Genomic DNA, 23,586 nt, shown 5'->3' with positions numbered 1-23,586 from the left:
TTGACCTACGACGACACTCACGACTCGGCGGCACCCTGCACAAGTACGCCCACGCGTCCTGACCAACATGGATGAGGTATTCGACAAGGGCAGGGCCAGCTTCCACAGCTGATCGGGCGTCGCCCTCTGTAGCCGGGCTGCTTCGGCAGGTAGGGGAAGAGATGCCGCAGGTGGGAGCGGGCATAGCGAAGCCACTTGGCCTCGGAGGTGAAGCCCAGCATGGCCTGCATCATCGCGAGCGTGACCAGCTCGGCATCGATCAGTCGCGGAACGATCCCGATGGCCGGACGCCAGGGCACCAGATGCGGTGATGCCTTCAGCAGGTCATCGGTCTTCACATAGAGTGCGGTGGCGAGGGAGTCCAACTCTGTCTTCACACACCGACGTTGGGCTCCCTTCCCTTGCGAGCGCAGCCGATCCCTCGGCATCGATCATGTAGGAAGTCTGGATCACGCACCCCGCGAACGACTCGGGCCTGATCGACGTCGAGCACCTCGAAGAGCGAGTCAGCGAAGCCACGGAGGTCAGCCGAGCCGTAGCCGGTTCTGTGACGGTCCCCACTCCGTGGGTCCTGCTGCCCGGCCGGGCAGCAGGACCCACGGTTCAGCCCGTCCCCGTCTACGGGCCGGATTCAGCCGGCGGTCTTCGCGGGTACCTCGCCATGCCGATCGACAACCCCGCGTTCCATGACGGCGTCGATGCCGAACAGCACGTCGCTCGTGGTACCCCTGGCCTTGGCCCCGTCGCTGATGAAGTACGCCTGCGAGCCGATGTAGGCGAGAGTGTCCTTGTCGAAGATCAACACGGACCGGGTCGCGGAACCGCCGTCCTTGTGGGTGATGCCGATGCCGTGGCGCCCGGCCGCGTCGACGGCGTCGGGGATCCAGGTGATGCCAGGAATCTCGGCGACGGCCTTGTACAGAGCGGAGGCGGTCGCGGGCGGCGTGATCACACTGCCCAGCAGGTCGCCGATCGTCCTGAAGACGGCCTCATCCTTCGATTCGCCCTTTTCCACCGTGGTCTGGGTGTAGAGCAGCTTGAGCAGGGCGTCGGGGTCGGTGGGCAGTGAGGCCAGCCACGCGTAGGTGGGGTACCACAGACCGGGTCGCACGGGAGTTGCGAACGTGCTGGGCACCAGTTGACCAGGCATTATGGCGTCTTTCCCGCTCGAACGGAGCCAGCCGGTCATGGTCACGGGACCGGGCTTCTGAGCCATCCAGATCTCTTCCTTGTGCGCCGCACCGAGCACCGCCGGACCGCCGAAGGCGCCCTTGTTCTCGCGCGTCAGGCGCTGGACGTACACGAACTGGTCTTCCTTCACCGGCGTCGCGTCTGTCTTCATGGCCGCGGCGGCGATCCGGCCGAGGGTGGCGGTCGCGCTGTTCACCTGGGCCGGTGCGGAAGCGGTGGACCCGGCCGCCGGGGCGGAGCTGTGGTCGCCGCCGGAGAACGTGATGACCAGGGCACCAGCCAAGGCCAGTGACATGGCGGGCAGCGCCAGAGCCAGACGCGGCAGCCTCCGGCGGGACGGAGCGGGCGACATTTCGCCGGAAGCGCTGTGGTCGTGGTCGATCTGCTGCATCAGAATGTCCTTGTAATGAAGATGGCGGCTCGGCGAGAGGTCCCAGTCGGCCGAAGCTGCCAGCAACTCCTCTGCCTCACTCCGGGCAGAGCCGGCGCGCAGGTTGTCGGCGTTCATCGGGTTTCCTCCTGCAGGAACAGGGCCGCGATCGCGGCCTCACTCTCTTCCTCTCCGCGACGACCACGCGGTTCCGCATTTTTTCGAGGCGCTGGACCGGAGCTGTACCGGGCCAGTCGCGCCCGGGCACGCGAGAGCCGCGACCTCACGGTGCCGACCGGGATGCCCAGCGCCTCGGCGGCCTGCTGGTAGTCCAGCCCGGCACCCACGCACAGGGCGATCACCTCACGGTCGGGGCGACCCAGCTGACGCAGGGCATCGTGGACCAGCGCGAGGCGGCGGGCATCGTCGATCCGGCCGGACGTCTCGTCCGCGAAGTCCTCCACGGGCCGGGGTTCCGGACTGCGCGCCAGGAAGGCGAGCCGCCGGCGCAGACCGCGGTTGGCGTTGTGCGCCTTGTGCGTCGCGATGCCGAGCAGCCACGGTGTGAGTGAACCGCCCTCCGGCTCCACCGTCTCCCGGGTACGCCAGGCACCGAGGAAGGTCTCGGACATCACTTCCTCGGCCTCCGACCAGTTACCGGTCAGCCGCAAGGCATGACTGTAGACCGCGCGAGCGTTCTGGTCGTACAGGTCGACGAACGCCGCACGGTCCCCCGCCCGCACTCGCGCCCGCAATGACTCACTGGGTTCTGTATGCCTCACACTTTGTTCTCTCCGCCGACCCGGCCGCGTTCCCGTGTCCTGCGCCACACCACCGCGAAAGGGGGAGGACGAGATGCTGTCGAAGCATGAACAGGACGAGGCTCCTGGCCCCACGCCTCCATTGTCCCCGGCAGTCAGGACGAGCCAGGGCCAGACCACCACAGCGAGCACGGAAACCGCGGAGCCCACGCGCACCGGGGCGCCCAGGGGCCGGCCATGCGTGACGACCTGCTGTTTGAAGCCCTGATCGACCAGGGTCTTGGTGACTCTCGGTGCCCGGTCGACGACCTTGTCGGTGGGCGAGCAGAGTTACGCAGGGCTAATCTCAGCTCGTCCTAGTGCGTCGTATCGTCCAGTCCCGCGCAGTCCCGTCCAGTCCCGAGGAAAACGGAGGGAAACCGGAAGGAATGGGCAACTCTGGATCTCGGGATGTCATGGTCGGCACATTGCAGTGGCACGGCAAACACCTTGTTCTCTTCTGCCACTTGAGCCGTGGATGCGGAAACTGTAGGCCACATCGCCGACCTCGCGCCTGACGGCGCTGCAATCCGCGCCACGGAGCACATCCGGGCAGGTCAAGTGACAGGCACTCAAAGGAACTGGCGAGGTACCTCCAAAGAACTGCTAAGTACCTCGAGTTTCCTCTATGCAGCACCGACCTGCGGTTTCGCTAGTTGACACGCTGCCCAGCGGGCGGCGTGCGTGCGGCAACGTCCGGGGCTCAGCGCGGGCGCTGCCTTGATGGCAGCAGACCGTGCAGCGGCTTTCCTGCGGCACTACTGCGCGGGCCGTTTCCGCGCAGTAGTGCGCAGAGGACCAGAGGCGGCACGCAGGACGGAACTATGTAGTTTCCGATCGTCGGGCCACGGGGTTTTTGCGATTGGTGCAATAGAGGTCTTGTAGAGCTGTTGTAGAGCCTGCCGTGGCAGGGTGGGGTACACGATAGGCAAGAAGTGTTCGCCGTTCAATGGAGAGTGATTCGCATGGCCACGGAATTCGAAGGCAAGAAACTCGTCGCGATCGGCGGTGCCAGCGGCATGGGGTTCAAGGCCGCGGAGGACGTGATCGCGAAGGGCGGCAGCGCGGTGATCGTCGGCCGCCCGGGTCAGAAACTCGACGATGCCGTGGCGAGCCTGTCGCGCTCCGGAAGCGCATGGTCGATCGCGGCCGACTTGGCGGACTGGGACCAGGTCGTAGAGGCGCAGAATAAGCTGGCGGAGGAACACTCCGACGCCACCCTCCTGGTCAACTCGGCTGGGTTCTTCCTGCCCAAGCCCTTCCTCGACTACGAGGTCGCGTACTACGACTCCTATCACGACCTCAACAGGGCGACCTTCTTCCTGACTCAAACCATCGTCCGGGGCATGGTCGCCGGGGGTCACGGCGGCGCCATCGTGAACGTGGGCAGCATGTGGGCGCACCAGGCCCTCGCCGTGACACCGTCGTCGGCCTACTCGATGGCCAAGGCGGGCCTGCACGCCCTCACGCACAACCTGGCCATCGAGCTCGCCAGCGAGGGCATCCGTGTGAACGCCGTGGCTCCCGCCGTCACGAGGACGCCCCTGTTCGAGAAGGTCTTCCCCGCAGACCAACTGGACGGCGCGATGGAGCAGCTGAGCGGGCTGCACCCCCTCGGCCGGGTCGGCACACCGCAGGATGTGGCCGCCGCGATCGTCTTCCTCCTCTCGTCGGCATCGAGCTGGACGACGGGCGCCATTTTCAACGTCGACGGCGGAGTCATGGCAGGCCGCAACTAGCGCCGCAACAGGCACCGTTCGCCCCGTCGCGACGCCCGGCACATACTCTCGCCGCACCGGCCGAAAGCCTCGCACCGCGGCCGCACAGGTCCCGGGAGCCCGGCAATCCCCCCCCGGGCGGACGAGAAAGACTGCGCCCCGAGGCACTCACCTTCCCGAGGCGCCGGAGGTAAGAAATCGCTCTCCCCGGGCGCTCACCTTCGAAGGGGCCCGCAGGGGCCACACGGACCATCAAGGACGGCGAGCATGGCATTCATCTCGCGCGGCTTCCACGGTCGAAGGTCGTCGGCGGGCACGAAGCTGCCACCTGGGCAGTACGAGACGACCGGCTTCCCGGTGCTGTCCGCCGGGCCCACCCCCCGCATCCGGAAAGACGACTGGAAGCTGTCCGTGACCACGGAAGCCGGAAAACAGCACGTGTGGGACTGGGCAGGCCTGATGGCACTCCCGGCGGAGTCCCCGACCGTCGACCTGCACTGTGTGACGAAGTGGTCGAAGTTCGGCACCGAATGGCAAGGCGTGTCCCTGGACGTTCTGCTCGCGGACGTGGAGACGGCCCCAGAGCACGTACTCGTCACCTCGTACGGCGGCTACACCACGAACATCCCCCTCGCCGACCTGCTCGACGGCAAGGCGTGGATTGCCTACGGCTACGGGGGCAGCGACCTGGCACCCGAACACGGTGGCCCCGCTCGGCTGCTGGTCCCGCGCCTGTACCTGTGGAAGTCCGCGAAGTGGGTGCGCGGGATCGAGCTGCGGCAGAGCGACGTGCCCGGGTTCTGGGAGAGCGCCGGCTACCACAACTACGGAGACCCATGGCGAGAGCAGCGGTACCAGGGAGACTAGGCGACCGGCTCCGGTGGCGGGCCGCCGAGGTGACAGGCCGGCGCGTGGAGTCGGCGACGGCCGTCACCCTGACACTGGACCTGCCGGGCTGGCCCGGGCACCTGGCCGGCCAGCATGTGGACGTCAGGCTGACCGCGGAAGACGGCTACAGCACCCAGCGCAGCTACTCGATCGCCTCGGCCCCCAACGGCCGGGGCCTCGACCTGACGGTCCAACGCACGCCCGGCGGGGAAGTGTCGCCCTACCTCGTGGACGAGCTCGTGGTGGGGGACCAGCTGGAGCTGCGCGGGCCTGTCGGCGGCTGGTTCGTCTGGAGGCAGCAGCAGACCGAGCCGGTTCTGCTGGTGGCGGCCGGATCGGGACTCGTGCCTGTGATGTGCATGATCCGCGCGCGGGAGGCGGCCGGCAGCCGGACCCCGTTCCGGCTGCTGTACGCACTGCGGACCCCGTCGGACCTGCTGTACCGCACAGAACTCCGCGAGGGGGCGCCGGGGCTGGATACGACGTACCTCTACAGCAGAGAGGCCCCCGCGGACTCACCGCGCCCGCCGGGGCGCATCACCCCCGAGGACCTGGTCCGTGGCGGCTGGCCCCCCGACTTCGAGCCGACCTGCTATGTCTGCGGGCCCACGGCATTCGTCGAGAAGACGGCTGCCTACCTGGTGCTCCTGGGACATGCACCTCAGCGAGTACGTACCGAGCGCTTCGGCGACAGTGGAGGTTGAGATGGCGTCCGAAGAGGCCGGCGGCCCAAATGAGGGGGGGTGCCCACGGCGGGTATGTCGACGGAAACGCGCTGGCAGGGCCCCTGTCCGAGGTCTTCGCCGTTGACGTGACCGCCGCGACGAGCCGATGCGGCCACTGCGGCTGCACGGGCCCCCTTGCGTGCCTGCACGTGTACAGGCACGCACCGGGCCTCGTCGCGCTTTGCCAGCAGTACGGGAGAGTGTGCTGCGTACGACCCGCTGGCGGGCCCGGCCGCGGTCCGGTGCACGCCTGGTCGACGCCGCCTACGAGCGCCGTTCCGTCGCGGTCAGCAGCAACCTCCACCCCTCCGGGTTCGACGAGATCATGCCCAAGACGCTGGCCACCGCAACGTCGATCGGCTCACGCACCATGCTCACATCGTGGTCACTCAAGGTGACAGTTTTCGGCTCACCCTGGCTACCTCCGGACAGGGAGTGAAGCCCTTCAGCTGACCACAGCACTCACCACGGCGGGGAGATAACTGGCCGCCGTTGGGGAGATCTCGCAGGCCGCCAGCGGGGAGGACTCCTGGCCGCCTACGGGGAGAACTTGAAGGCCATTGACACCTCGCCCGCCGGCCCGCGCGGATGCGCCGGCCAGCCACCGGTAGAAGCCGGAACGCGAGACCGCGAGTATCCGGCACAGCCGCTTGACGCCGAAGGCGCCACGATGATCTTCGACGAACTGGAAGCGGCTGCTCACCAACTGGTCTCGCCCGCAAAACACTTCGCGGCCCTCCGCAGGATCTCCCACTCGAGCTCGAGTTCCTTCACCCGCGCCCGCAGCTGCCGGTTCTCCTTCTCCATCGCGGTGGCCTCCACCGCCCCGGGCCGGGCCGCCTGCTCGACATCCCGCACCCACGTGCGCAGCGTCTCGTGGTTGACGCCCAGGTCCTTGGCCACCGACGCGTACGTCCCACCCGGGCTCGAGTGATACAGCGCGACGGCATCGGCCCGGAACTCAGGCGAGTACTTCGACGTCCCCAACGGGAACTCCTGTCAACGGAGGCATCGACCCGGCGCCTGCGTCACCACCGCCGGCCGGGGTAGGTTCGCAGCGGCGCGGACGCCGGGTGCCGGTCTAGGAGAAGGCCTCATAGTCCAGGCTGGAGTCAGGCATATCCCGGCGCCCACACACCGGTACGAACTCAGTCGTACACACCACCCTCCAGCCGACTTGTGCCGGCCGGACTCGGGCGCCTACACCCCGGATTAGGGGAAACGCCTGTTTACTGCTCTCCCGAGGCCTACCACAGCGCGGGGCTCTCGCGGGCAGAGATCATGGCCAGTGGACTCCTGCAGGCCACTTCCCTCCCTGTGCTCGTGGCAGCAACAAAGACCGGGTTGAAGCTGATGCGATCCGACCGGCCAACGCAGCCGCGCTGGTGGCAGCGTGTCTCTTGTCCGTGATCGTGTGTCCCTTGATTGCGCTGCCCTTGCTGAGCCGTACACGGACATCCGCAGGATCGAGGCGGAGGACAAGCCGGATTGATGCCCAGAACGACGCCGCCGACTCGTCTCGAGATGCTGTGCTGCGCGATGTCCTGGAGAATGGAAACCGCATTGTGCAGAGAATGGGGGCACTTTATGCCCATCGTTTCACGAGGGTTCCACGGCCGAGCACGGGATGCACAACACAGACTGCCTCCTGGGCAGTACGAGACCACCGACTTCCCCGTTCTGTCGGCCGGACCCACCCCTGCGGTGGACCTTGACCAGTGGGAATTCACTATCCGCACAGAGACCGGCACACGGCACATCTGGGACTGGGCGGAGTTCATGGCGTTGCCCAGCCAAACGCAAACCGTTGACCTGCACTGTGTCACCAAGTGGTCGAAGTTCGAGACGGAGTGGCAGGGAGTCTCCGTGGACGTCCTTCTGGAGGACGTGGAGACCAGTGCCGAGTACGCGCTCGTTCACTCCTACGGCGACTACACCACCAACGTCCCCCTGGAGGACCTCCTCGACGGGCAGGCATGGATCGCATACCGATACAACGGCGAGGAACTCGCGCCGGAGCACGGCGGCCCCGCCAGGTTGCTGATTCCGCACCTGTACTTCTGGAAGTCCGCGAAGTGGGTGCGCGGCATCCAGCTCCTCGACGAGGCAGAGCGGGGCTTCTGGGAGAACATCGGCTACCACGACTATGGAGACCCATGGCGCGAGCAGCGGTATCAAGGCGACTGAGCGACCGGCTGCGCTGGAAGACTGCCCGTTTGACCGATCGGCGCGTCGCGTCCCAAACTGCGCGCACTCTCGTCTTCGAGGTGCCCGGCTGGCCGGGTCATCTGGCGGGACAGCATGTCGATGTGCGGCTCACGGCGGAGGACGGCTACAGCACACAGCGCAGCTACTCACTGGCGTCGGCACCCGACGGCGAAAGCGTTGAACTGACCGTTCAGCGCGTAGATGACGGCGAGGTCTCCCCGTATCTGACGGACGAACTCGCCGTGGGCGACGTGGTGGAGTTGCGCGGACCGGTCGGCGGATGGTTTGTGTGGCGTCCCGAGCAGAAGGAGCCGATTATGCTCGTGGCCGGCGGCTCCGGCCTGGTGCCGCTGATGGCGATGATCCGCATGCGCCGCGCGATCGGCTGCCGTACGCCCTTCCGGTTGGTATACGCCATGCGCAGCCCTGAGGACCAGCTCTTCGTATCGGAGTTGAGACGGGACGACCCGGGCCTCGACAAGACGTACCTTTATGCCCGCTCCACCCCACCACAGTGGCCACGGTCCCCCGGGCGGTTCACCGCTTCTGACCTGTCAGACGCCGGGTGGCCACCGGATTTCCAACCCACTTGCTACGTCTGCGGTTCCACCGGCTTCGTCGAAAAGGCCGCCGGACTGCTGGTCGCCCTCGGCCACCACCCTGGCCGTATCCGAACCGAGCGTTTTGGACCCAGCAGATGACGAGAGGCAGGTGGCGTGCGCGGCCATGCGTGGTACCCCGCCAGTGGCCGGGCTCACCAGTGGCGACGACTCTCCGGGTGCATCGGCACAAAGCGAGGTGAATTCCATGACCCTGACGCCTGACTTCCTTGACGGCAATGCCGCCGCCGGGGACCTCGAGTCTCTGTTCGGAACCGACATGACCATGGCTTCCGGACGATGCCGTGGCTGCGGCGAACAGACGATGCTTGCCCAAACGCACGCCTACCTCGGTGGTCCCGGGATGGTGCTGCGCTGCCCCGGGTGCGACAGCGTCCTGCTTCGCCTGGTCCGCTCCCCCACCCAGACGTGGCTCGACGTCGGCGGACTGAACTACGTCAAGATCCCCACTCCGGCCTGACGTTACGACTGCATAACCGGACGGGAGGCCTCATGGCACACAAGAACGACCTGCAAGGTCTCGCCTCGCGAGTACGCACCCCCGACGTCGCCGACGCCATGGGACGAACGCACCGCCACCGGTGTCACATCAACGACCTGGTGACCCCAACCCCGGGCCGTATCCTCCTGGGCCCCGCGATAACGATCTCGTTCCTCCCCTCGTGCGAGGAAGCACTCCCACTCGAGCATTACAACTTCTCCCAGCTGTTTCATGACGCCATCGAAAACGGCGCGCAGGGGCGGGTGCTGGTCCTGGCCGGCAACGGGCATTCCGGGGTATCGCTCGGAGGCGGATCAAAGCTCTCGCTGGTGGCAGCACACGGTCTTGCGGGCGTCCTGGCCGACGGGCGTCTCCGGGACTTCACCGAAATCGCGACCTACGACTTCGCCGCCTACTGCTTAGGGCAGACAACCAAGTGGGGCGGCGATGTCGTGACACCTTTCGAGGCCAACCGGCCGGTCGTCGTGTCCGGCGTGACTGTCCGCCCAGGTGATTACGTGTTCGCGGACGCATCCGGCGCTGTCGTCATCCCCGCCGCACAGGTCCTCAGCGTGTTCGAAGAGGCCAACCGCATCGCACAGGTCGAGGCAGCCTTCGTCGACAGGATCCGTAACAAAGCCCCCGCCGCCGAGTAACCGGATCGCGGCGACCTGCCCCTGCCGTCGACGGGCGCGCTACCCCCGATCGTCGGCTGTTATGACGGGCTTGGCTGCTGCCGGTCCCGGTAGGTCTCCAGCAGCCTCAGCCACACCTCGCTGATCGTCGGGAAGGCCGGCACGGCGTGCCAGGTCGCAGACCTGGGCGAACGCGGCCGAGGTGTACTGCCCGGGCGACCCGCGGTCCGCGTGGAAGATCACTCCGGCTACGTTGCCGCCGCGGGCGGCGACCGCGTTCTGGAGCGCGTCGATGACGAGTTCGGCCCGCATGTGCGGGGCCATCGACCAGGCGAGCACCCGGCGGGACCGGACGTCCACGACGCAGGCGAGGTAGAGCCAGGCCGTGCCGACCTGCACGTATGTGATGTCGCCGCACCACTTCTCGTCGAGATCGCCGGCGGTGAAGTCCCGCCGGACCAGGTCCGGCACCGGCGGCGCGAGGCGGTCTGGAATCGTGGTGCGCTTCTTCTTCCGCAGGTGGCGGCCGACGATGCCGTACTTGCGCATCAGCCGCGCGACCCGCTTGCGGTTGACCGGGTGGCCGAAGCCGCGCAGCTCGGCGTGGACCCGCAACGCGCCGTAGTTCCCTCGGTGTTCGGCGTGGATCTCGCGGATCTCGGCGACCAGCGTGTCCTCGGCGGCCTGCCGCACGGCCCGCGCTTTGGTGCCGGCGATCCACCGGTAGTAGCCCGAGCGGGAGACCTCCGGCACCCGGCATATCCGCTTGACGCCGAACATCTCGGCATGGGCGGAGACGAAGTCCCAAGCGGCGGTCTTCACTTCATCTCCCGGGCAAAATACGCCGCTGCCCGACGCAGGATCTCCCGCTCCAGCTGCTATTCCTTCTCCGCCTTGGCCAGCCGCGCGTTCTCTGCCCGCAGCCGGGCCAACTCGGCCTCGGTGTCCTGCGACGCGCCGGCAGAGGCCGGACGGCCGTCGGCATCACGTACCCAGGTCCGCAGCGTCTCGGGGTTGACGTTCAGATCAGCCGCGACGTCCTTGAACGTCCGCCTGCCAGCCGAAGCCCGCCACAACGCGATCGCGTCGGACCGGAACTCCGCGCTGTACTTCGAGGGCCGTGCCACAGAGATCTACACCTTCCAGGATCAACAAGATCCATTGTCAGGTGTGTCCACATCACGGGGATCACCTCACGGCCCCGGCAGCCCCATGATCGGCTTCACGGAAATCTTGGAGGAGCCACGATTCAACCGCCGCCGACAGCTACTGGAAACGGCCATCGAAGCAGGTACCGCTCCTCAGGTCAGAGAACCGAAGGCCGACGGCTGCTCCCCCTTCCACCACCCAGCGCAGATCGTAGGACGCTTGGTAGGAGGGCGGCCAGAAGGAGCAGAAGCGCCCATTCTCGTCGACGGACCAGGTGCCCTCTGTCTGGCGTCCTGCCTCGAAGTAGGACGTGCTCCCGTCGGGTTGGAAGATCTGGGTCGTGCCATCGCCGTAGGCCAGGCGGCCTGCGGTGACAGCGGTGGGGATCTGCTCAGGCGGCACGGTGGCGCCGTCTTCTGGGTGCAGGCTGTCGATGTTCCTGGTCACTGTGCGGTCCTTCTTCCGGGCCCGACGGTTCCGTTGCTCGTGAGGTCCGGCGGGCGTCTTCTGGCTCAGCGCGGCGGAAGATGACCCCATGGGAGGGGGTCTGCTCTATTGTCCTGGCCGCCTCCACTCCGTGGAGGTGACCCGACCCCTTGAGCGCCGCAGCACATGAGCGCTTTCCGTACTGCTGTACACGGGTATCGGCTGGGGCCCTGCTGGGCCCCGGGCCGCAGGACGGGGCGCCGAGCCGCCATGCTGTTCGGGCTCCGGGGCCCTGCCCTGGTTGCCGGTCATCGGCTCTCGGCGGCGTCCTCTTCCCTAGTCTCGAAGACGCTCAGGTACTGGCCGTAGCCCTCCTGCTCCAGATCCTGCAGGGGGACGAAGCGCAGTGAGGCGGAGTTGATGCAGTACCGCAGTCCTCCGCGGTCGTCGGGCCCGTCCGGGAACAGGTGCCCGAGGTGGCTGTCCCCTTGAGCCGACCGTACTTCGACACGGACCATGCCGTGGTTGGTATCGGGCCTCTCGACGACGTGGCTGGACTCCAGAGGCCTCGTGAAGCTGGGCCAGCCGGTCCTGCTGTCGTACTTGTCGACCGAGGCGAAGAGGGGCTCCCCAGACACGATGTCCACATAGATACCGGGTGCCTTGTTGTCCCAGTAGGCGTTGGAGAACGAGGGCTCCGTCTCGTCTCGCTGGGTCACACGATACTGCTGGTCGGTGAGCTGTGAGATGCGCTGTGGGCTCTTGCTGTACTCCGGCATGACTACCTCCCAGACCGTGCTGGAGTGTCCCTTCTACCCTATTCGCGTCATGCCTCGCCCGGACTCTTACCGTGTCGCAGGGGTGCAGGGGCCGCGGGTGAGGGCCTGCCCAGGGCGCGGTGCACGGGCGGACCGTTGAAGTGGTGGTCGGAAGCGGCCGCCCGACGCGAGCCCGGCTGCCTCCCCCCTCACAGCCGGGACGGAAGGACGAGGGAGGGCCGCTCACGCTGCCGCCATCGCTCGCGCCCGGCCCCCAGGGGCAACGCTGGGTGCCCGCCGGAATCACCTGCGTGACGACCCTGCCCGGCCACAGGCCTGAGGCGTCGAGCTCGGCAACGGTGGCGTCCGCGACGCACCGTTGCTCCTCGTCGAGGCAGAAGATGGCTGAGTGATGGCTCAGGCACTGATTCGGGCCGGAAGCCGACAGGGACGGGATGTCTCCCGCCCGAGTCCTGACGGCGTGGGTGTACAGCAGGACCAGGTCGTCCTCGGCAATGACCCGCAGGACGTCGTGCTGGAGGTCTGGGTAGCGGCCCCTGAAGCCGGTCACGAAGCCGCGCAGTGCTTCGGGGCCGTTGGGAGCGTGAGGGTTGTGGTTGATGTATTCGGTCCCGACAAACTTGTCGATGACGGCGAGATCGGGCGGTGCCCGGTCGGGTCATGCTCGGGTGAGCACGATCTTCTTACCGCCGGCCCGTCCGGTAACCACCCGGGCGAACGCAGCCGGTCCCTCGCTCAGCGGCAGGGGTTCCGGTGCGAGTTTCAAGGTTCCCGCGGCGGCCTGCTCCGCCAGCTGGACAAGCTGCGCGGCGTTGGGCTCGACGTAGAGGTCCCAACTCGTGATGCCTCGTTCCTCCGGAGGCGCGTCCGAGGTCAGGGAGCACAGTCGGCCGCCGTCCCGCACCAAGGGCAGGGCGGCGTCCGCCGTGCTGGTGGCGATGACGAGGGCGGCGTCGAACCCGCCGCGTACCTTGGCCGACCAGTTCGGGTCGTGGTAGTCGACGACCTCCATCGCTCCCAGACCACGCAGGCGCTCTGCGGCGGCAGCAGACGCGGTCGCGGTCACCTCGATGCCCTTGGCCGCGGCGAGCTGGATGGCCAGGGCTCCGGTGGCCCCGCCTCCGTTGGTGATCAGGAGCCGCTGTCCTCGGCTGAGGTCCAGCTTCTCCAGGGCCTGCAACGCGGTGAGCCCGTTGACCGGCAGTGCCGCCGCGTGCACGGCGTCCAGCCCAGGTGGGCAGGCTGCCGCGTGATCCGCGTTGATCAGAACGCGTTCGGCCCAGAAGCCGCTTCCCCCGGGCAGCGGGGCCTCGTGTGCGAGCACCCGGTCGCCTACGGCAAACCCGGTGACACCCGTGCCGACGGCCAGCACCTTGCCCGCGCCCTCCACTCCCAGCGCCGCCGGGGGGCGCAGCCCCACGTCCCAGCCAGCGCCGTTTAGCAGTTGGTCCCACGGGCCGACCCCGGCCGCCTCAACCGCCACCAGGATCTGACCGGGCCCTGGAGATGACGGTTCGGGCAACTCCAGCAGGGCGACTTCCTTCTCGGCCCCGGACACTCCGCACGCCTTCACAGCAGATCTTTGTCCTCTCACTCAGTCCGACCAACCGACCAGGAGGTACGGGCCGGAAACCCAAAGCAGGCAGCGGTGTCGACCTGGACACTCCGCACGCCTTCACAGTAGATCTTTGTCCTCTCACTCCGTCTGACCGACCGGTTCCACATCCCCAGGGCCTCGGACAGCAGCGTTGCCGCCGACGGCAGGTCGCCATCAGTCCGCGCCTCCTTCGCTCACGCCACCACCCGCTTGAACCTGTTGAGGTCAAGCGCGTTCCCCGGAGGCCGCCGCGCTCGACGAGCGGTACGCCGTGGACGTCGAGGCGCTGCCAGAGGTGCTGTCCGACCCGATCGGCGTCGGCGAGAGAGAGGCCCACTTTGGCGCGGTCTGGATCTCGTCGACGCCTACCACCAGCAGTTCCTCGCCGAGCCGTTCGATGACCCCACGGCGCAGGTCGAGAATCCGATGCCGGGCGAGTGGGAGGTCCGCCGACGCCGTTGGGTCATCCGGGCCACCAACGACTGGGGCGCCGGCCGGCGACCCGCGACCGACATCGCGCGGGCCGTGATGACCGCCAGCGCCTGCCGCCGGTCTGGGTTGTCCGGGGTGGGCCGACATCGAGGACCGAGGTGTCCGCGGCCTGCGGACTTCGGCCACAGTCGTTCCCGATGCCGGGGATGTTTAGACGAAGGTGAACAGCCGTCGGCGGTGGAGATACTCGTAACCACCGGCGCGACCCTGTCTACGGAGATGCTCTCCGCCGTCTGTAGGGATCGTTGTTCATCCCTTGACGGTGAAAGCTACTTCTGCAGGAAGGAGCGCAGCAGAGCCGTCACTTCCTTCGGCCTCTCCTCGTTCACGAAGTGGCCCGTGTTCTTCAGGACTCGCCCCTGGACGTTCACGGCGTAGTCATGCCACTGGTTGGGGACCCCTGCACCGAAGGAAAGCTGACCACCGACCGCGAGGATGGGCATCTTCAACTTGCCCTGAGCCAGGAATTCCTTGTTCTGCTGAACATCCGTGCGAAGCCCACGGTACACATTCATCCAGGCCGTCGTGCGGCCGGGCTCCTTCAGGAAGTGGGCGTAGTAGTCAAAGTCCGACGCCGTGAACGGCGACTTGTCGCCGTTCACGTACTCAAGCATCATGTCGTGGACGATGACGCGTTCGTGACCGACCATGAGGCGTTCAGCGAGGGGCAGCTGGAACAGGCCGAAGTGCCACGGCGAGGGCTTGCTCGGGTCGGCGTTGAGCGCGGGGTAGGTGAAGATGCTCTTATCCGGGATGGGAGCTTCCATCACAGCCATGCTCCGCACTTCCGACCGGAACTGCGCCGCATAGCCGTAGGCGACCCACATACCAATATCGTGGGCGACAACCTGCACGCCATTGTTGAGCTTCAGCTGCGTCAGCAGCTGATGCACGTCCTTCGCCAACTGCGCTGCGTCGTAACCACCCTCGGTGACCTGGGACTGGCCAGCACCACGCAGGTCGACGGCGATCACGGTGTGCGTCTTGGAGAGCGGGCCCATCTCCTGCCGCCACTCGCTCCAATCCTCGGGGAACCCGTGGATCATCACCACAGGTGAACCCTTGCCACCCTGCAGGTAGTGCATGCGAAAGCCATTTACTTCCGCGAACTTGGATTGGAAGCCAGCGGGCGGCTGAGACTGCGGGTAAGACGACGTCGACTGCGCCGCCACCGAGCCCTGGTCGCGACCCTCGCCCCATGCTCCAGAGCTCAAAGCCACGGAGCCCGCCAGGACAGCCACCACAGCCGTGATGAGCGCGATGAGCTTGTTGGTCTTTCCTATTCCGATGCGCGGATCTTCGCTGGACAGCTTACTGTCGTTCACTTTCTTGTTCTTTCTCTGTGCGTTTCGGGGTTCACTGCAGGCGCCGTGTACGCGGCGCTGACGTGCAAGGTTGCGGTCTGTCGAGCAGGTGAGGATCGGCGCAGCCGACGCGGTTGGGTCACCTGGGCCACCAACGATTGGGGCGCCGGCCGGGCGACCCGCGACTGACATCGAGGACCGAGGTGTCCGCGGCCTGCGGACTTCGGCCACAGTCGTTCCCGATGCCGGGGATGTTTAGACGAAGGTGAACAGCCGGTCGGCTTCGAAGCGCGAAATCGGGCTGGGGTACGCCTTCGCGGGGTCGGGGTAGCCGAGGGCCAGCAGTACTGTCGTGGTGTGTCCAGTTTCGCGGATCTTGAACGCCTTGTCGACGCTGGTCGGGTCGAACCCTTCGAGCGGCATGGCTTCGACGCCGAGCTCGGCAGCCGCCATCATGGTCATGCCCAAGGCCATGTAGGTCTGCTTTTCCATCCAGTGGTTCACGTCCTTGTAGCCGTACTTGCGCAGGTTGAGGAAGTCGCGAGTCATGAACTCCCACAGCTCGTGCTTTGCCCGGTCGGCGAACCGCCCGTCGGCCCTCTCCTTGGTGAACACCGCATCGAAGTGGCTGTCGGGAAGATCCGCCCTGGTGGTGAGGATGACGGTGTGTGAGGCGTTCAGGATCTTCTCGCTGTTGTCCTGGAATCGTTCGCCCAGGTTGGCCGCCAGCCGCTCCTTGCCTTCGGGCGTGGCGAGGACGTAGAAGTGGTTGGGCTGTACGTTCGTCGACGACGGTGTCGAGCGCAGGAACCTCAGCAGCTGCTGAAGTGTCTCCTCCGGGATGGTCTTGCTGGCGTCGAAGTACCTGGTGAGGTGCTTGTTCATGAGCTTGTCGAGGTCCATGTCAACCTGCCTTCTTCTTGTAATCATTGGGTGCGGAGCCAGTGATTCGTAGGGTTTGGGTTAGTTCCTGCCGCGGGCAAGCAGTTCGTTGACGCGCGCGAAGCTCATACCTGTCGTTGCCGAGGCGAGGTCGCCTGCGAGGAGCGCCTTCGTGGCCTGTTCGAGTGCGCCCATCGCGTTGGTGTAGAGCAACGGACCCAAGCTGATGCGCTTGACCCCGGCTTGCTGCAGTTCAGCGACGGTCAGCACCTTGTCCGACGGAGACACCAGGACGTTGACCGGTGTCGGGGCGACCGCGGTGACGATCGCGACGAGTGCGTCGAGGTCGGGTGGGAACGGCGCGTAGACCACATCCGCGCCGACCTCAGCGAAGGCCGTCAGACGCCGAATGGTGTCGTCAAGGTCGGGCCGTCCCTGGATGAAGTTGTCGGTGCGGCCGGTAACGACGATGCGCCCCTTGGAAGCGTCGACGGCGCTACGTACGCGATTGACTGCTTCGTCGAAGTCGCGGATCGGTTGATCGGGATTGCCCGAGGTGTCCTCTATCCCGATACCGGCCAGGCCAGACTCCACGGCGGCCTCAACGGTCGCGGCGACTTCTTCAGGCGTGTCGCCGTAACCGTCCTCGAAGTCTCCGTTGACGGGCAGCCCGGTGAGGCGGCCGAGCAGCCGCGCATGCTCAAGGTGCTCTTCGCGGGTGACTTCGTGACGCCCGTCGAGGCGGCCGAGCGTGGCGGCGATCGCCGCAGACGATGTCGCGATCGCCTCGAAGCCGGCATCGGCCAGCATCAGCGCCGAGAGGCCGTCCCATGCGTTCGGCATGACGAGGCCACCGTCGCGGGTGTGCAGCGCCATGAATTTCTCATAGAGTTCGGAGCCCGGCATGTCGAGCCTTTCCTGAATGATCGTTGAGTCAGTGAGGGGTCTGCCGACTAGGTGCGCGGGCCGCGTCGAGGGTTCCGGCGATCAACCGGTGGGTGGGGTGTTGTTGGCGGCGGCGTGGAGCTTCTTAAAGCCGCCCCAGCCTCAACAGACGAGATGACGCGCGATGAGTCCGTCGACGATGTCCGTGGACTCGACGAGGCGGGTCTGTTCGCCCGTCGGTGTCTGGCGTGGGTACTCCCAGGTCAACTGATGCCTGTCGTTGAGGTAGGTCCCGGTACGCCACCCAGTTCTCAAAGGCTCCTTCGCGGCGACGGGCGGCGAAGAAGACACGGATCGACTCGCGGCCCTGGACCACGGCAGAGCCCATGTCTCCCGACGGAAGCACGGCGGTGGGTGTTTCGATGACCCCGTCTGAGGCGTAGAGGTTGGCGATCTTGTCCGCCTAATGGGCCAGCACGACTTCGTGCCGAGCGCGGAACCCATGCTCGGTCGCGCTCTCGCGCGCCGCGTCGGGCGCCGTCGGCTCCGGGTGCGGGTTCACTGGGCCACGGTCGTATCGACCGAGCCGACGGTGGGAATGTCGAGGTCGGTCTGGTTGACGTTGTTGATGAAGTTGGTGAGCAGGAATTGCACTGCCACCGCGACGATCGCCAGGATCTGCGGGTCGGTGTACCCGGCGCCTCGCACACCCGCGAGCTCGGCGTCGCTGACCTGGCCGCGGCTGTCGACCACCCGTTGCGCGAAGCGAGCGGCCGCGGCGCGTTTGGGATCGACCGAGCTCCCGACGCTGCCGAGCTCGATGTCGTCGGCTGACATGCCGCCGAATTCGGTCGCGACGTAGGTGTGGATCGCCAGGCAGTAACTGCAGCCGTTGGCTTGCGACACGGCCAGCGCGATGCCGTGCCGGGTCTTCGCATCCAGAACCCGGCTCAAGGTGCCTTGCAGAGTCGTGACGACCTCGAGAACGGTCGGGTTCGACGCGATGGTCTTGAACATGTTCGGGACGAAGCCGAGCTGCGCACCAACGTTGTCGAGTATTCGCTGCGTGCCGGCGGGTACATCCTCTAGAGGGGGAACGTTCAGTCGTGACACAGCCAATCGACCTCCGGTCGGGTGTGAGTGGTTGTCGTCGAGCCCAAGTCGGGCTCGTGGTGCTTCAGAGCTCCGCCGCAGGCCTTACCTGCGCTGGCCGCAACCTGGCCGGTGGCGTCGGTTGCACCGGGCGCCTGGTGACATGCATTGCGAGGGCCGACTCCGTCGGCGCCGAGTTCCGGATCTCTTCGCAACCCGGACACCGTGCAAGAAGGACTATACAGACCACAATCTTCTACGCAACCCCTCCCCCGGGCGGGCCGAGTCGGCCACGCTGGATGCAAGCGGGTCAATGCCGCATCGGATCGGTAAATCTGCAGTTCAAGGCCCTATCAAGGCTACGCCGTGAGCCATTCGACCGGTCGGAACGAGCGAGTTCAAGCCGCCTTGAGCCAGGCCAGTCCAGCGTGATCGATTGATTTTTGATGGACGATTTGGTCCACTCTTACGTGAGGATGGAGGATGGACTGAAACGAACGCAAGATCTCTCGGATCTGCCTGCGCCTCCGCCTCGCGTCGATCTACGAGGAGGTTTTCGCTGATACGACCGCCGCAACACAGTTCATCGACGCCAGGGTGTCGCGCCACATCGGCACCTACTCCGATGCGGTCGCGATCCCGGTCGGCGCCACGCAGGTCGTCCTGCCCGGCACCCTGGGGTTGCGGCCGGACGGAACCCGGCCGGAAGATTCCGCCGAGGAGGCCCGGCAAGCCTCGGACAACGTGTGCGAGGCGCTGCGGTGCGCGGGCGCCGAACTGGGCGACGTCGTTCAGGTCCGGTCCTGGCTCACAGACCCCGCCGACATCGGTGCGTACGTGAAGGTTCGCAAGGACGTCATCTCTCACCGACCGGCCTATATGCTCGCAGTGGTGCGACAACTGATCCGGCCCAGTCTCCGCCTGGAGATCGAGGGCACCGCGGTTGTGACGCACTCGGCGGCCGAGTAGCACGAGTGAGTAACATGCCCGAGGGAGACACCGTGCCCGGAACCAGTGGTACACGCCGCACGCCACGCGGCCTGGAGACCCGTTCACGGATCGTTGATTCGGCAGCCAAGCTGTTCTATGTCAAGGGCGTCAACGCCACCACCCTCGATGACGTCCGGCTGGCCAGCAGCACCAGTAAGTCCCAGTTGTACAACCACTTCGAGGACAAACACGCGCTGATCCACGCCGTGATCGACGTGCAGTCGCAGTTCGTCCTCGCCCGCGAGGAACAGCGCCTGCGGGGCGTGAAGACCCTCACCGGTCTGCGCCGCTGGCGTGACGCCCTGGTCCAGGCCAACTCACTGCAGGACGGCTCGTACGGGTGCGCGCTGGGCGCGATGTCGATTGAGCTGTCCGACAACGATGAGCAGTCCCGCCAAGCGCTCAACGCATCATTCGATGCCTGGCGGCGGATACTCGTCGAAACGCTGACCCGGCTCCGCGTCCTCGGCGTACTCGCCGAGGACGCGGACCCACAACGCTTGGGTACTGGTCTGCTGGCTGCTCTGCAGGGTGGTTACGTGCTTGCACAAAACGCTCACAGCTCCGAGCCGATGGCCATCGCGCTGGACATGGCCCTGGACCACATCGAATCCCTCGCTCGCAGCTGAGCCCACGTTCGCAGCTCCACGAGCGCGTTCGTTCCACGACACACTTCTCAGGCGGCCGCTGCCTTTTGAGGCCAGTTGGGCATGCCTGCTCGACCCAAGAACACGGCGGACCATGCACACCGTCTTCGGCACCTGCTATCAGGCGGTCACAGACAAGGACCGACGCTCCGACGGCCAGTTCGTCACCGCGGTTCACACCACTGGCATCTATTGCCGGCCTTCCTTCCCGGCCCGGCTGCCACATGCCGAAAACGTGTCCTTCTGAACCGCCCGGGACACCAACTACAACCCCCCGAAACGACAACGCTGGCATCAAGCAGTTCACGCGGGGACAGCGCAACCAGCATCTGGAGGGGCACCTCGACGGCCCCTTCCGCGTCACCGATCAGCACACCGCTCTCCGGTGCGATCAGCTCGTAGCCGAGATGCGGTATTCGGGGCGTCCTGCTTGAGACCAAGCTTCTCCTGGTGCCAGCGGCCGCCCCAGGACGGGGTGTTGAAGGTGGGCCGGGTACGGAACGGCTGGGCCGCCAGGTTCCGGCGAAGCACTGGTCCGGACAGCCCCGCGGGTGCAGCGAGGTCCTGGCAATCGATCCAGCAGTCGATGCGGTTGGCCAAGGAGTCGAGGTTGCCCGCGGTTCCAGCGGCGACCGCAGCCTCCGCGCACCGCTTGGGTGTGTCCATGTACCAGAGCACGTCGTGGGGGGCCAGGGCGGCGCCGGGCCCGAAAACGAGGGCCACTGCGTCGGACCTATGTTCCGGCACAGGCAGCTCGTCGAAGAGGTCGGCAAGGGTGTCTTCGGCGAACCGGTCGAAGCCGGGTCGTCGGCGAGCTCGGTGGACCCTGTGGCTCGAGGATCCGCGGCCACGGGGCGAGGTGGGCCCGGAGATCGGTTGCCGAGGCGGCGAGGCCGCGCGCCTCCAGCGCCGAGTTCAGCAACTTGACGGCCGCAGACCAATCCAGGGCGGCAGGTCCGTCGATGGCGAGGGTGATCGGCCTATCGGAAAGCATGGCGACCAGGGCGCTCCACCCCGGGGTGGCTACTCCGCCAAGTGCTGGGTAACGAAGGTTTGGTTGGTAGGCCCGGGTGATCGATGGGTGTTCGTGCTGCAGCAGCCGCCCGTACTCCGGTTCTGTCTTGAGGGTGACGATGCGTTCGTCCGGGTCGTCCGTGACAATCAGGAAGACCTTGCCCGCCACCTTGTAGACGTCCAGCTGCTCGGTGAACGGGCGCCCGTGGCTGACCCCGGGCAGCGCCAGTACTGTGTCGCGCGCTCTGTTCTGGAGCTTCTCGCCACTGATGGGCATGACGAAGGTCAGGCGCGGCGGCCGTAGGTGTGCGGATCCACGGGCTGCTCGGACTTGGGAAGCCCGCCGACCACGAGACGGTAGGAGTCGATCACGAGCTCCTTCACCAGCTTCTCGTCGATGGTGCCCCCGCCTTCCACCGTGATCCAGTGCCTCTTGTTCATGTGATAGCCGGGGGTAATGTCTGCGTGTTGCTCACGCAGGGCTGCGGCGTCGTCCGGATCAGCTTTCAGGATCACGACGGGGCGCCCCGGCATGTCGGTCATGAGCATGAAGACCTTGCCGCGCACCTTGTAGACCTCCCAGTCAGGGCCGAAACGACGCTCCAGGTCGGCGCCGGGGAGTTCCACAGTGCAGTCGCCCGCGATCTTCTGCAGCTCCTGTCCGTCCAAGGTGATCAACTCCTCTATCGATCCGAGTGCCCTGACCGCCCGGCCAAGGCACAAATTGGCGTCTCCCGCATGGCCGCCACGACCGGCGGCGCCCGCACGCCGGCAACAGTGACGGAAGTCGACCGGGGTACAGAGACAGTTACGCGGGCGGCGTGACGCAGGCGGCCAAATCCGCGCTGGCCATGACCGGAGCGTATGCGCGCGTCCACCCACACGTGTGGACCATTTTCTGAGCAAAGGACGGGCCACTTCGCGTCGAACGGCCAGACGGGCCCCTGGGCGCCGGCTGTCAGACATGTCGAGCCTTTCCTGAATGATCGTTGGGTTGCTGAGGGGTTTACCGGGCTGGGTGCGCGGACCGCGTCGAGGGTTTCGGCGATCAAGCGATCGGCGGTTCACTGGGCCACGGCCGTATCGACGGCGGGGATGTCGATGTCGGCCTGGATAACGTTGTTGATGAAGTTGGTGAGCAGGAACTGCACCGCCACCGCGACGATCGCCAGGATCGGTGTTCCCGGCGCCCCGCACACCCGCGAGCTCGGCGTCGCTGACCCGCCCGCGGCTGGTGAGCGCCCGGGGGCGATTTCTTACCTCCGGCCCTTCGGGAAGGAGAGGTCCTGGCGGCGCAGTCTTTCTCGTCCGCCCCGGGAAGACGACTGTCAGGCGCCCGGGACGTGTGCGGCTGCGGTGCGAGCCCTTCGGTCAGCGCTGCCTGGGCCGACGTCGCCGCCGCTGCATCAGCCCGCGGCGCTGAGATGTCCGCTGGCGATGAGCTGAGCTCGCAGTTTCTTACGGGCGTCGAACATCGTCTTGTAGAGCGCGTTGCGGTTCGTCTCCAGCTCACTGGCAAGCGTTTCCAGGGGGACCCCGTTGACGACGGCGGTGAAGACCTGCCGCTGGCGGGCGCTCAGTGCTGTCTCGACTGCGTTGCGCGCGGCTTCGAGCAGCTCTCGTGCCTGCCAGCGGCTGACGGGGTCGATACCGGAGCGGTCGGGCACTTGCGCCCATTCGTCAAAGTCGAACCGGGTATTTGAAACACGCCAGAAATGGCGGCCCAGCTTGCTGGACACTTCAAGTACGACAAATCTGAACGCCCATGTGGTGAACCTGGCGTCGCCTCGAAATTCCTGGATTTTGTGCGTGATCCTCATCAGTGCGTCGGCGGCCGCCTGGTGGGCGAGATCGTTCAGCTCGGGCCCGGTAATTCGGTAGCGAGGACCCCGGCGGAACACTTCGTCCATGGCAATCCGCACCAGCAGTTCGTGCAGCCGCGTGCAGGCCTGCTCGTACTGCAGCCCACGGCCGCCCTCGAGCGCGTCCACCCAGGCGGCGGACGCCGGGTCGAGTTGCCCTCGGCCCTTGGCGGGCCCTGCTGCCAGGGCGCTGCCGCTGGTTCCGGCATGTCCATCCGGAGCCGAGCGGCACGTATTTCCAACATCCGCATAGTGCATGGTTCTCAATCCCCAGGTCATCTTGTGCGGACAAGCCAAGCACGAGACCATCTACAGGCCGTCTACGCGAAGTCGCTGTTTTTTCTTTCCGCCGTGCGCGCATCCCGGGATTTCACGGACGGGGTTTCCGGCGTATTTCGACGAGCGACTCGTGCGCGGCGTGGGGCGCGCTTTCCCGTACTGTCGCGACTGGCTGGTGAGCAGGCCGGCCGCGGAGGCCCGCGACGCTCCACGCCGGTGGCGGGCGGTCACGCTGTGTGCAGCCCGGGCGTGTACTGCGGCAGCAGCCAACGGAGCTGCCGGCGCCCTCTGTGGATGCGCGACATCACGGTGCCCACACGGGTGCCCATCGTTTCCGCTATCTCGCGGTAGGAGAGGCCCTCGACGTCTGCGAGGTACACAGCGAGGCGGCGCGGAGGGGGATCTGACAGAAGGCTGCTTTGAGGTCGGGATGCACGATGCGTTCCAGAGCGTCTGCCGCGGCCGACTTCGACACTCCGGAAGCGTAGGCGCCAAGACGCGCCAGCTGCTGGTCTCCGACCTCGGAGGAAAAGCGCAGGGGCGGTCTCCACG

Annotated in this window: 27 protein-coding genes and 5 pseudogenes; 12 read left to right on the top strand and 20 right to left on the bottom strand. The window is 66.5% G+C overall.

Features of this window, described 5'->3' with window-relative positions; translation table 11 throughout:
* Positions 1 to 119: 119 nt before the first annotated feature.
* The 3 genes and pseudogenes from ACIRA5_RS46725 to ACIRA5_RS46715 all read right to left on the bottom strand — a co-directional run.
* A pseudogene (locus ACIRA5_RS46725) lies at positions 120 to 377 on the bottom strand (IS982 family transposase); the annotation flags it as partial.
* A gap of 254 nt (positions 378 to 631) precedes the next feature.
* Positions 632 to 1,699 carry a CU044_5270 family protein gene (locus tag ACIRA5_RS46720; RefSeq protein ID WP_403702607.1) on the bottom strand — a complete coding sequence of 356 codons (1,068 nt, stop codon included), beginning with the start codon at positions 1,697 to 1,699 and terminating at the stop codon, positions 632 to 634.
* Complete coding sequence (locus ACIRA5_RS46715; RefSeq protein WP_403702604.1) at positions 1,696 to 2,316, bottom strand: RNA polymerase sigma factor; 621 nt, start codon at positions 2,314 to 2,316, stop codon at positions 1,696 to 1,698. Before ACIRA5_RS46715 ends, ACIRA5_RS46720 begins: the two co-directional genes overlap by 4 nt.
* A gap of 1,010 nt (positions 2,317 to 3,326) precedes the next feature.
* Here ACIRA5_RS46715 and ACIRA5_RS46710 point away from each other — a divergent pair.
* The 5 genes and pseudogenes from ACIRA5_RS46710 to ACIRA5_RS46690 all read left to right on the top strand — a co-directional run.
* Positions 3,327 to 4,100: an SDR family NAD(P)-dependent oxidoreductase gene (locus ACIRA5_RS46710; RefSeq protein ID WP_403702601.1), complete on the top strand. Its 774-nt coding sequence runs from the start codon at positions 3,327 to 3,329 to the stop codon at positions 4,098 to 4,100.
* A gap of 246 nt (positions 4,101 to 4,346) precedes the next feature.
* On the top strand, positions 4,347 to 4,946 hold the full coding sequence (locus ACIRA5_RS46705; protein WP_403702599.1) for a sulfite oxidase-like oxidoreductase: 600 nt from the start codon (positions 4,347 to 4,349) through the stop codon (positions 4,944 to 4,946).
* Entirely contained in the window at positions 4,916 to 5,671 is a 756-nt protein-coding gene (locus ACIRA5_RS46700; RefSeq protein WP_403702596.1) for a ferredoxin reductase, read from the top strand. The genes ACIRA5_RS46705 and ACIRA5_RS46700 overlap by 31 nt, the downstream gene beginning before the upstream one ends.
* Before the next feature lie 29 nt (positions 5,672 to 5,700).
* Positions 5,701 to 5,835 (top strand): annotated as a pseudogene (locus tag ACIRA5_RS46695) (DUF6510 family protein); the annotation flags it as partial.
* Between the two features lie 104 nt (positions 5,836 to 5,939).
* Positions 5,940 to 6,145, top strand: a pseudogene (locus tag ACIRA5_RS46690) (ATP-binding protein); the annotation flags it as partial.
* On the opposite strand, the gene ACIRA5_RS46685 reads toward ACIRA5_RS46690, so the two are convergent.
* Together ACIRA5_RS46685 and ACIRA5_RS46680 are read right to left on the bottom strand one after the other, a co-directional pair.
* Positions 6,138 to 6,395 carry a hypothetical protein gene (locus ACIRA5_RS46685; protein ID WP_403702593.1) on the bottom strand — a complete coding sequence of 86 codons (258 nt, stop codon included), beginning with the start codon at positions 6,393 to 6,395 and terminating at the stop codon, positions 6,138 to 6,140. The pseudogene ACIRA5_RS46690 and the gene ACIRA5_RS46685 overlap by 8 nt on opposite strands.
* Positions 6,392 to 6,679 (bottom strand): transposase, encoded by a 288-nt coding sequence (locus ACIRA5_RS46680; RefSeq protein WP_403702590.1) that lies wholly within the window; start codon positions 6,677 to 6,679, stop codon positions 6,392 to 6,394. The genes ACIRA5_RS46685 and ACIRA5_RS46680 overlap by 4 nt, the downstream gene beginning before the upstream one ends.
* Positions 6,680 to 7,279: 600 nt before the next feature.
* On the opposite strand from ACIRA5_RS46680, the gene ACIRA5_RS46675 reads away from it, so the two are divergent.
* The 4 genes from ACIRA5_RS46675 to ACIRA5_RS46660 all read left to right on the top strand — a co-directional run bounded on the left by ACIRA5_RS46675 (position 7,280) and on the right by ACIRA5_RS46660 (position 9,657).
* Entirely contained in the window at positions 7,280 to 7,879 is a 600-nt protein-coding gene (locus ACIRA5_RS46675) for a sulfite oxidase-like oxidoreductase (protein ID WP_403702587.1), read from the top strand.
* Positions 7,849 to 8,601, top strand: coding sequence for a ferredoxin reductase (locus ACIRA5_RS46670; protein ID WP_403702584.1), 753 nt, complete (start codon positions 7,849 to 7,851; stop codon positions 8,599 to 8,601). Before ACIRA5_RS46675 ends, ACIRA5_RS46670 begins: the two co-directional genes overlap by 31 nt.
* Before the next feature lie 106 nt (positions 8,602 to 8,707).
* Positions 8,708 to 8,980: a DUF6510 family protein gene (locus ACIRA5_RS46665; RefSeq protein WP_403702581.1), complete on the top strand. Its 273-nt coding sequence runs from the start codon at positions 8,708 to 8,710 to the stop codon at positions 8,978 to 8,980.
* Positions 8,981 to 9,012: 32 nt separating this feature from the next.
* A complete protein-coding gene (locus tag ACIRA5_RS46660; RefSeq protein WP_403702579.1) occupies positions 9,013 to 9,657 on the top strand; it encodes an RraA family protein in 645 nt (214 codons plus the stop codon).
* Positions 9,658 to 9,870: 213 nt separating this feature from the next.
* Here the strand turns inward: ACIRA5_RS46660 and ACIRA5_RS46655 are convergent.
* The 11 genes and pseudogenes from ACIRA5_RS46655 to ACIRA5_RS46605 form a co-directional block, all read right to left on the bottom strand.
* Positions 9,871 to 10,416, bottom strand: a pseudogene (locus ACIRA5_RS46655) (IS3 family transposase); the annotation flags it as partial.
* A 98-nt stretch (positions 10,417 to 10,514) separates the two neighbouring features.
* Positions 10,515 to 10,763: a transposase gene (locus ACIRA5_RS46650; RefSeq protein ID WP_403702577.1), complete on the bottom strand. Its 249-nt coding sequence runs from the start codon at positions 10,761 to 10,763 to the stop codon at positions 10,515 to 10,517.
* Positions 10,764 to 10,902: 139 nt separating this feature from the next.
* The gene (locus ACIRA5_RS46645; protein ID WP_403702574.1) at positions 10,903 to 11,232 is read right to left on the bottom strand and encodes a hypothetical protein; all 330 of its coding nucleotides are present in this window, start codon (positions 11,230 to 11,232) and stop codon (positions 10,903 to 10,905) included.
* Positions 11,233 to 11,519: 287 nt separating this feature from the next.
* On the bottom strand, positions 11,520 to 11,990 hold the full coding sequence (gene msrB, locus ACIRA5_RS46640) for a peptide-methionine (R)-S-oxide reductase MsrB (protein WP_403702571.1): 471 nt from the start codon (positions 11,988 to 11,990) through the stop codon (positions 11,520 to 11,522).
* A gap of 436 nt (positions 11,991 to 12,426) precedes the next feature.
* Positions 12,427 to 12,618: pseudogene (locus ACIRA5_RS46635) on the bottom strand (ester cyclase); the annotation flags it as partial.
* 30 nt (positions 12,619 to 12,648) lie between these two features.
* Positions 12,649 to 13,548: an NADP-dependent oxidoreductase gene (locus tag ACIRA5_RS46630; RefSeq protein ID WP_403702568.1), complete on the bottom strand. Its 900-nt coding sequence runs from the start codon at positions 13,546 to 13,548 to the stop codon at positions 12,649 to 12,651.
* An 800-nt stretch (positions 13,549 to 14,348) separates the two neighbouring features.
* On the bottom strand, positions 14,349 to 15,404 hold the full coding sequence (locus ACIRA5_RS46625) for an alpha/beta fold hydrolase (protein WP_403702565.1): 1,056 nt from the start codon (positions 15,402 to 15,404) through the stop codon (positions 14,349 to 14,351).
* Between the two features lie 234 nt (positions 15,405 to 15,638).
* Positions 15,639 to 16,286, bottom strand: coding sequence for a nitroreductase family protein (locus tag ACIRA5_RS46620; RefSeq protein ID WP_403702562.1), 648 nt, complete (start codon positions 16,284 to 16,286; stop codon positions 15,639 to 15,641).
* Between the two features lie 60 nt (positions 16,287 to 16,346).
* Positions 16,347 to 17,171 carry an isocitrate lyase/phosphoenolpyruvate mutase family protein gene (locus ACIRA5_RS46615; RefSeq protein WP_403702559.1) on the bottom strand — a complete coding sequence of 275 codons (825 nt, stop codon included), beginning with the start codon at positions 17,169 to 17,171 and terminating at the stop codon, positions 16,347 to 16,349.
* Positions 17,172 to 17,312: 141 nt separating this feature from the next.
* Positions 17,313 to 17,465 (bottom strand): hypothetical protein, encoded by a 153-nt coding sequence (locus tag ACIRA5_RS46610; protein ID WP_403702557.1) that lies wholly within the window; start codon positions 17,463 to 17,465, stop codon positions 17,313 to 17,315.
* 243 nt (positions 17,466 to 17,708) lie between these two features.
* Entirely contained in the window at positions 17,709 to 18,167 is a 459-nt protein-coding gene (locus ACIRA5_RS46605; RefSeq protein ID WP_403702554.1) for a carboxymuconolactone decarboxylase family protein, read from the bottom strand.
* 672 nt (positions 18,168 to 18,839) lie between these two features.
* On the opposite strand from ACIRA5_RS46605, the gene ACIRA5_RS46600 reads away from it, so the two are divergent.
* The 3 genes from ACIRA5_RS46600 (at position 18,840) to ACIRA5_RS46590 (ending at position 20,126) form a co-directional block, all read left to right on the top strand.
* The gene (locus tag ACIRA5_RS46600; RefSeq protein ID WP_403702552.1) at positions 18,840 to 19,211 is read left to right on the top strand and encodes a Rid family hydrolase; all 372 of its coding nucleotides are present in this window, start codon (positions 18,840 to 18,842) and stop codon (positions 19,209 to 19,211) included.
* A 32-nt stretch (positions 19,212 to 19,243) separates the two neighbouring features.
* Positions 19,244 to 19,861, top strand: a complete 618-nt coding sequence (locus ACIRA5_RS46595) for a TetR/AcrR family transcriptional regulator (RefSeq protein ID WP_403702549.1) — start codon at positions 19,244 to 19,246, stop codon at positions 19,859 to 19,861.
* 112 nt (positions 19,862 to 19,973) lie between these two features.
* Entirely contained in the window at positions 19,974 to 20,126 is a 153-nt protein-coding gene (locus tag ACIRA5_RS46590) for an Ada metal-binding domain-containing protein (RefSeq protein ID WP_403702546.1), read from the top strand.
* A 486-nt stretch (positions 20,127 to 20,612) separates the two neighbouring features.
* Here the strand turns inward: ACIRA5_RS46590 and ACIRA5_RS46585 are convergent, their stop codons facing one another.
* From ACIRA5_RS46585 to ACIRA5_RS46570, 4 genes are all read right to left on the bottom strand, one after another.
* The gene (locus ACIRA5_RS46585; RefSeq protein ID WP_403702543.1) at positions 20,613 to 21,170 is read right to left on the bottom strand and encodes an MmcQ/YjbR family DNA-binding protein; all 558 of its coding nucleotides are present in this window, start codon (positions 21,168 to 21,170) and stop codon (positions 20,613 to 20,615) included.
* Positions 21,171 to 21,178: 8 nt separating this feature from the next.
* Positions 21,179 to 21,562, bottom strand: a complete 384-nt coding sequence (locus ACIRA5_RS46580) for an MmcQ/YjbR family DNA-binding protein (protein ID WP_266639843.1) — start codon at positions 21,560 to 21,562, stop codon at positions 21,179 to 21,181.
* 737 nt (positions 21,563 to 22,299) lie between these two features.
* Complete coding sequence (locus tag ACIRA5_RS46575; protein WP_403702541.1) at positions 22,300 to 23,013, bottom strand: sigma-70 family RNA polymerase sigma factor; 714 nt, start codon at positions 23,011 to 23,013, stop codon at positions 22,300 to 22,302.
* Positions 23,014 to 23,261: 248 nt separating this feature from the next.
* Positions 23,262 to 23,585 (bottom strand): sigma factor-like helix-turn-helix DNA-binding protein, encoded by a 324-nt coding sequence (locus tag ACIRA5_RS46570; RefSeq protein ID WP_403702539.1) that lies wholly within the window; start codon positions 23,583 to 23,585, stop codon positions 23,262 to 23,264.
* Position 23,586 lies beyond the last annotated feature (1 nt).

The sequence above is a fragment of the Streptomyces sp. NPDC096311 genome (genome assembly GCF_044763085.1).
GTDB lineage: Bacteria > Actinomycetota > Actinomycetes > Streptomycetales > Streptomycetaceae > Streptomyces.
Note: the sequence above shows the minus strand (reverse complement) of the source record. Positions and strands in the feature narration are given on the sequence as shown.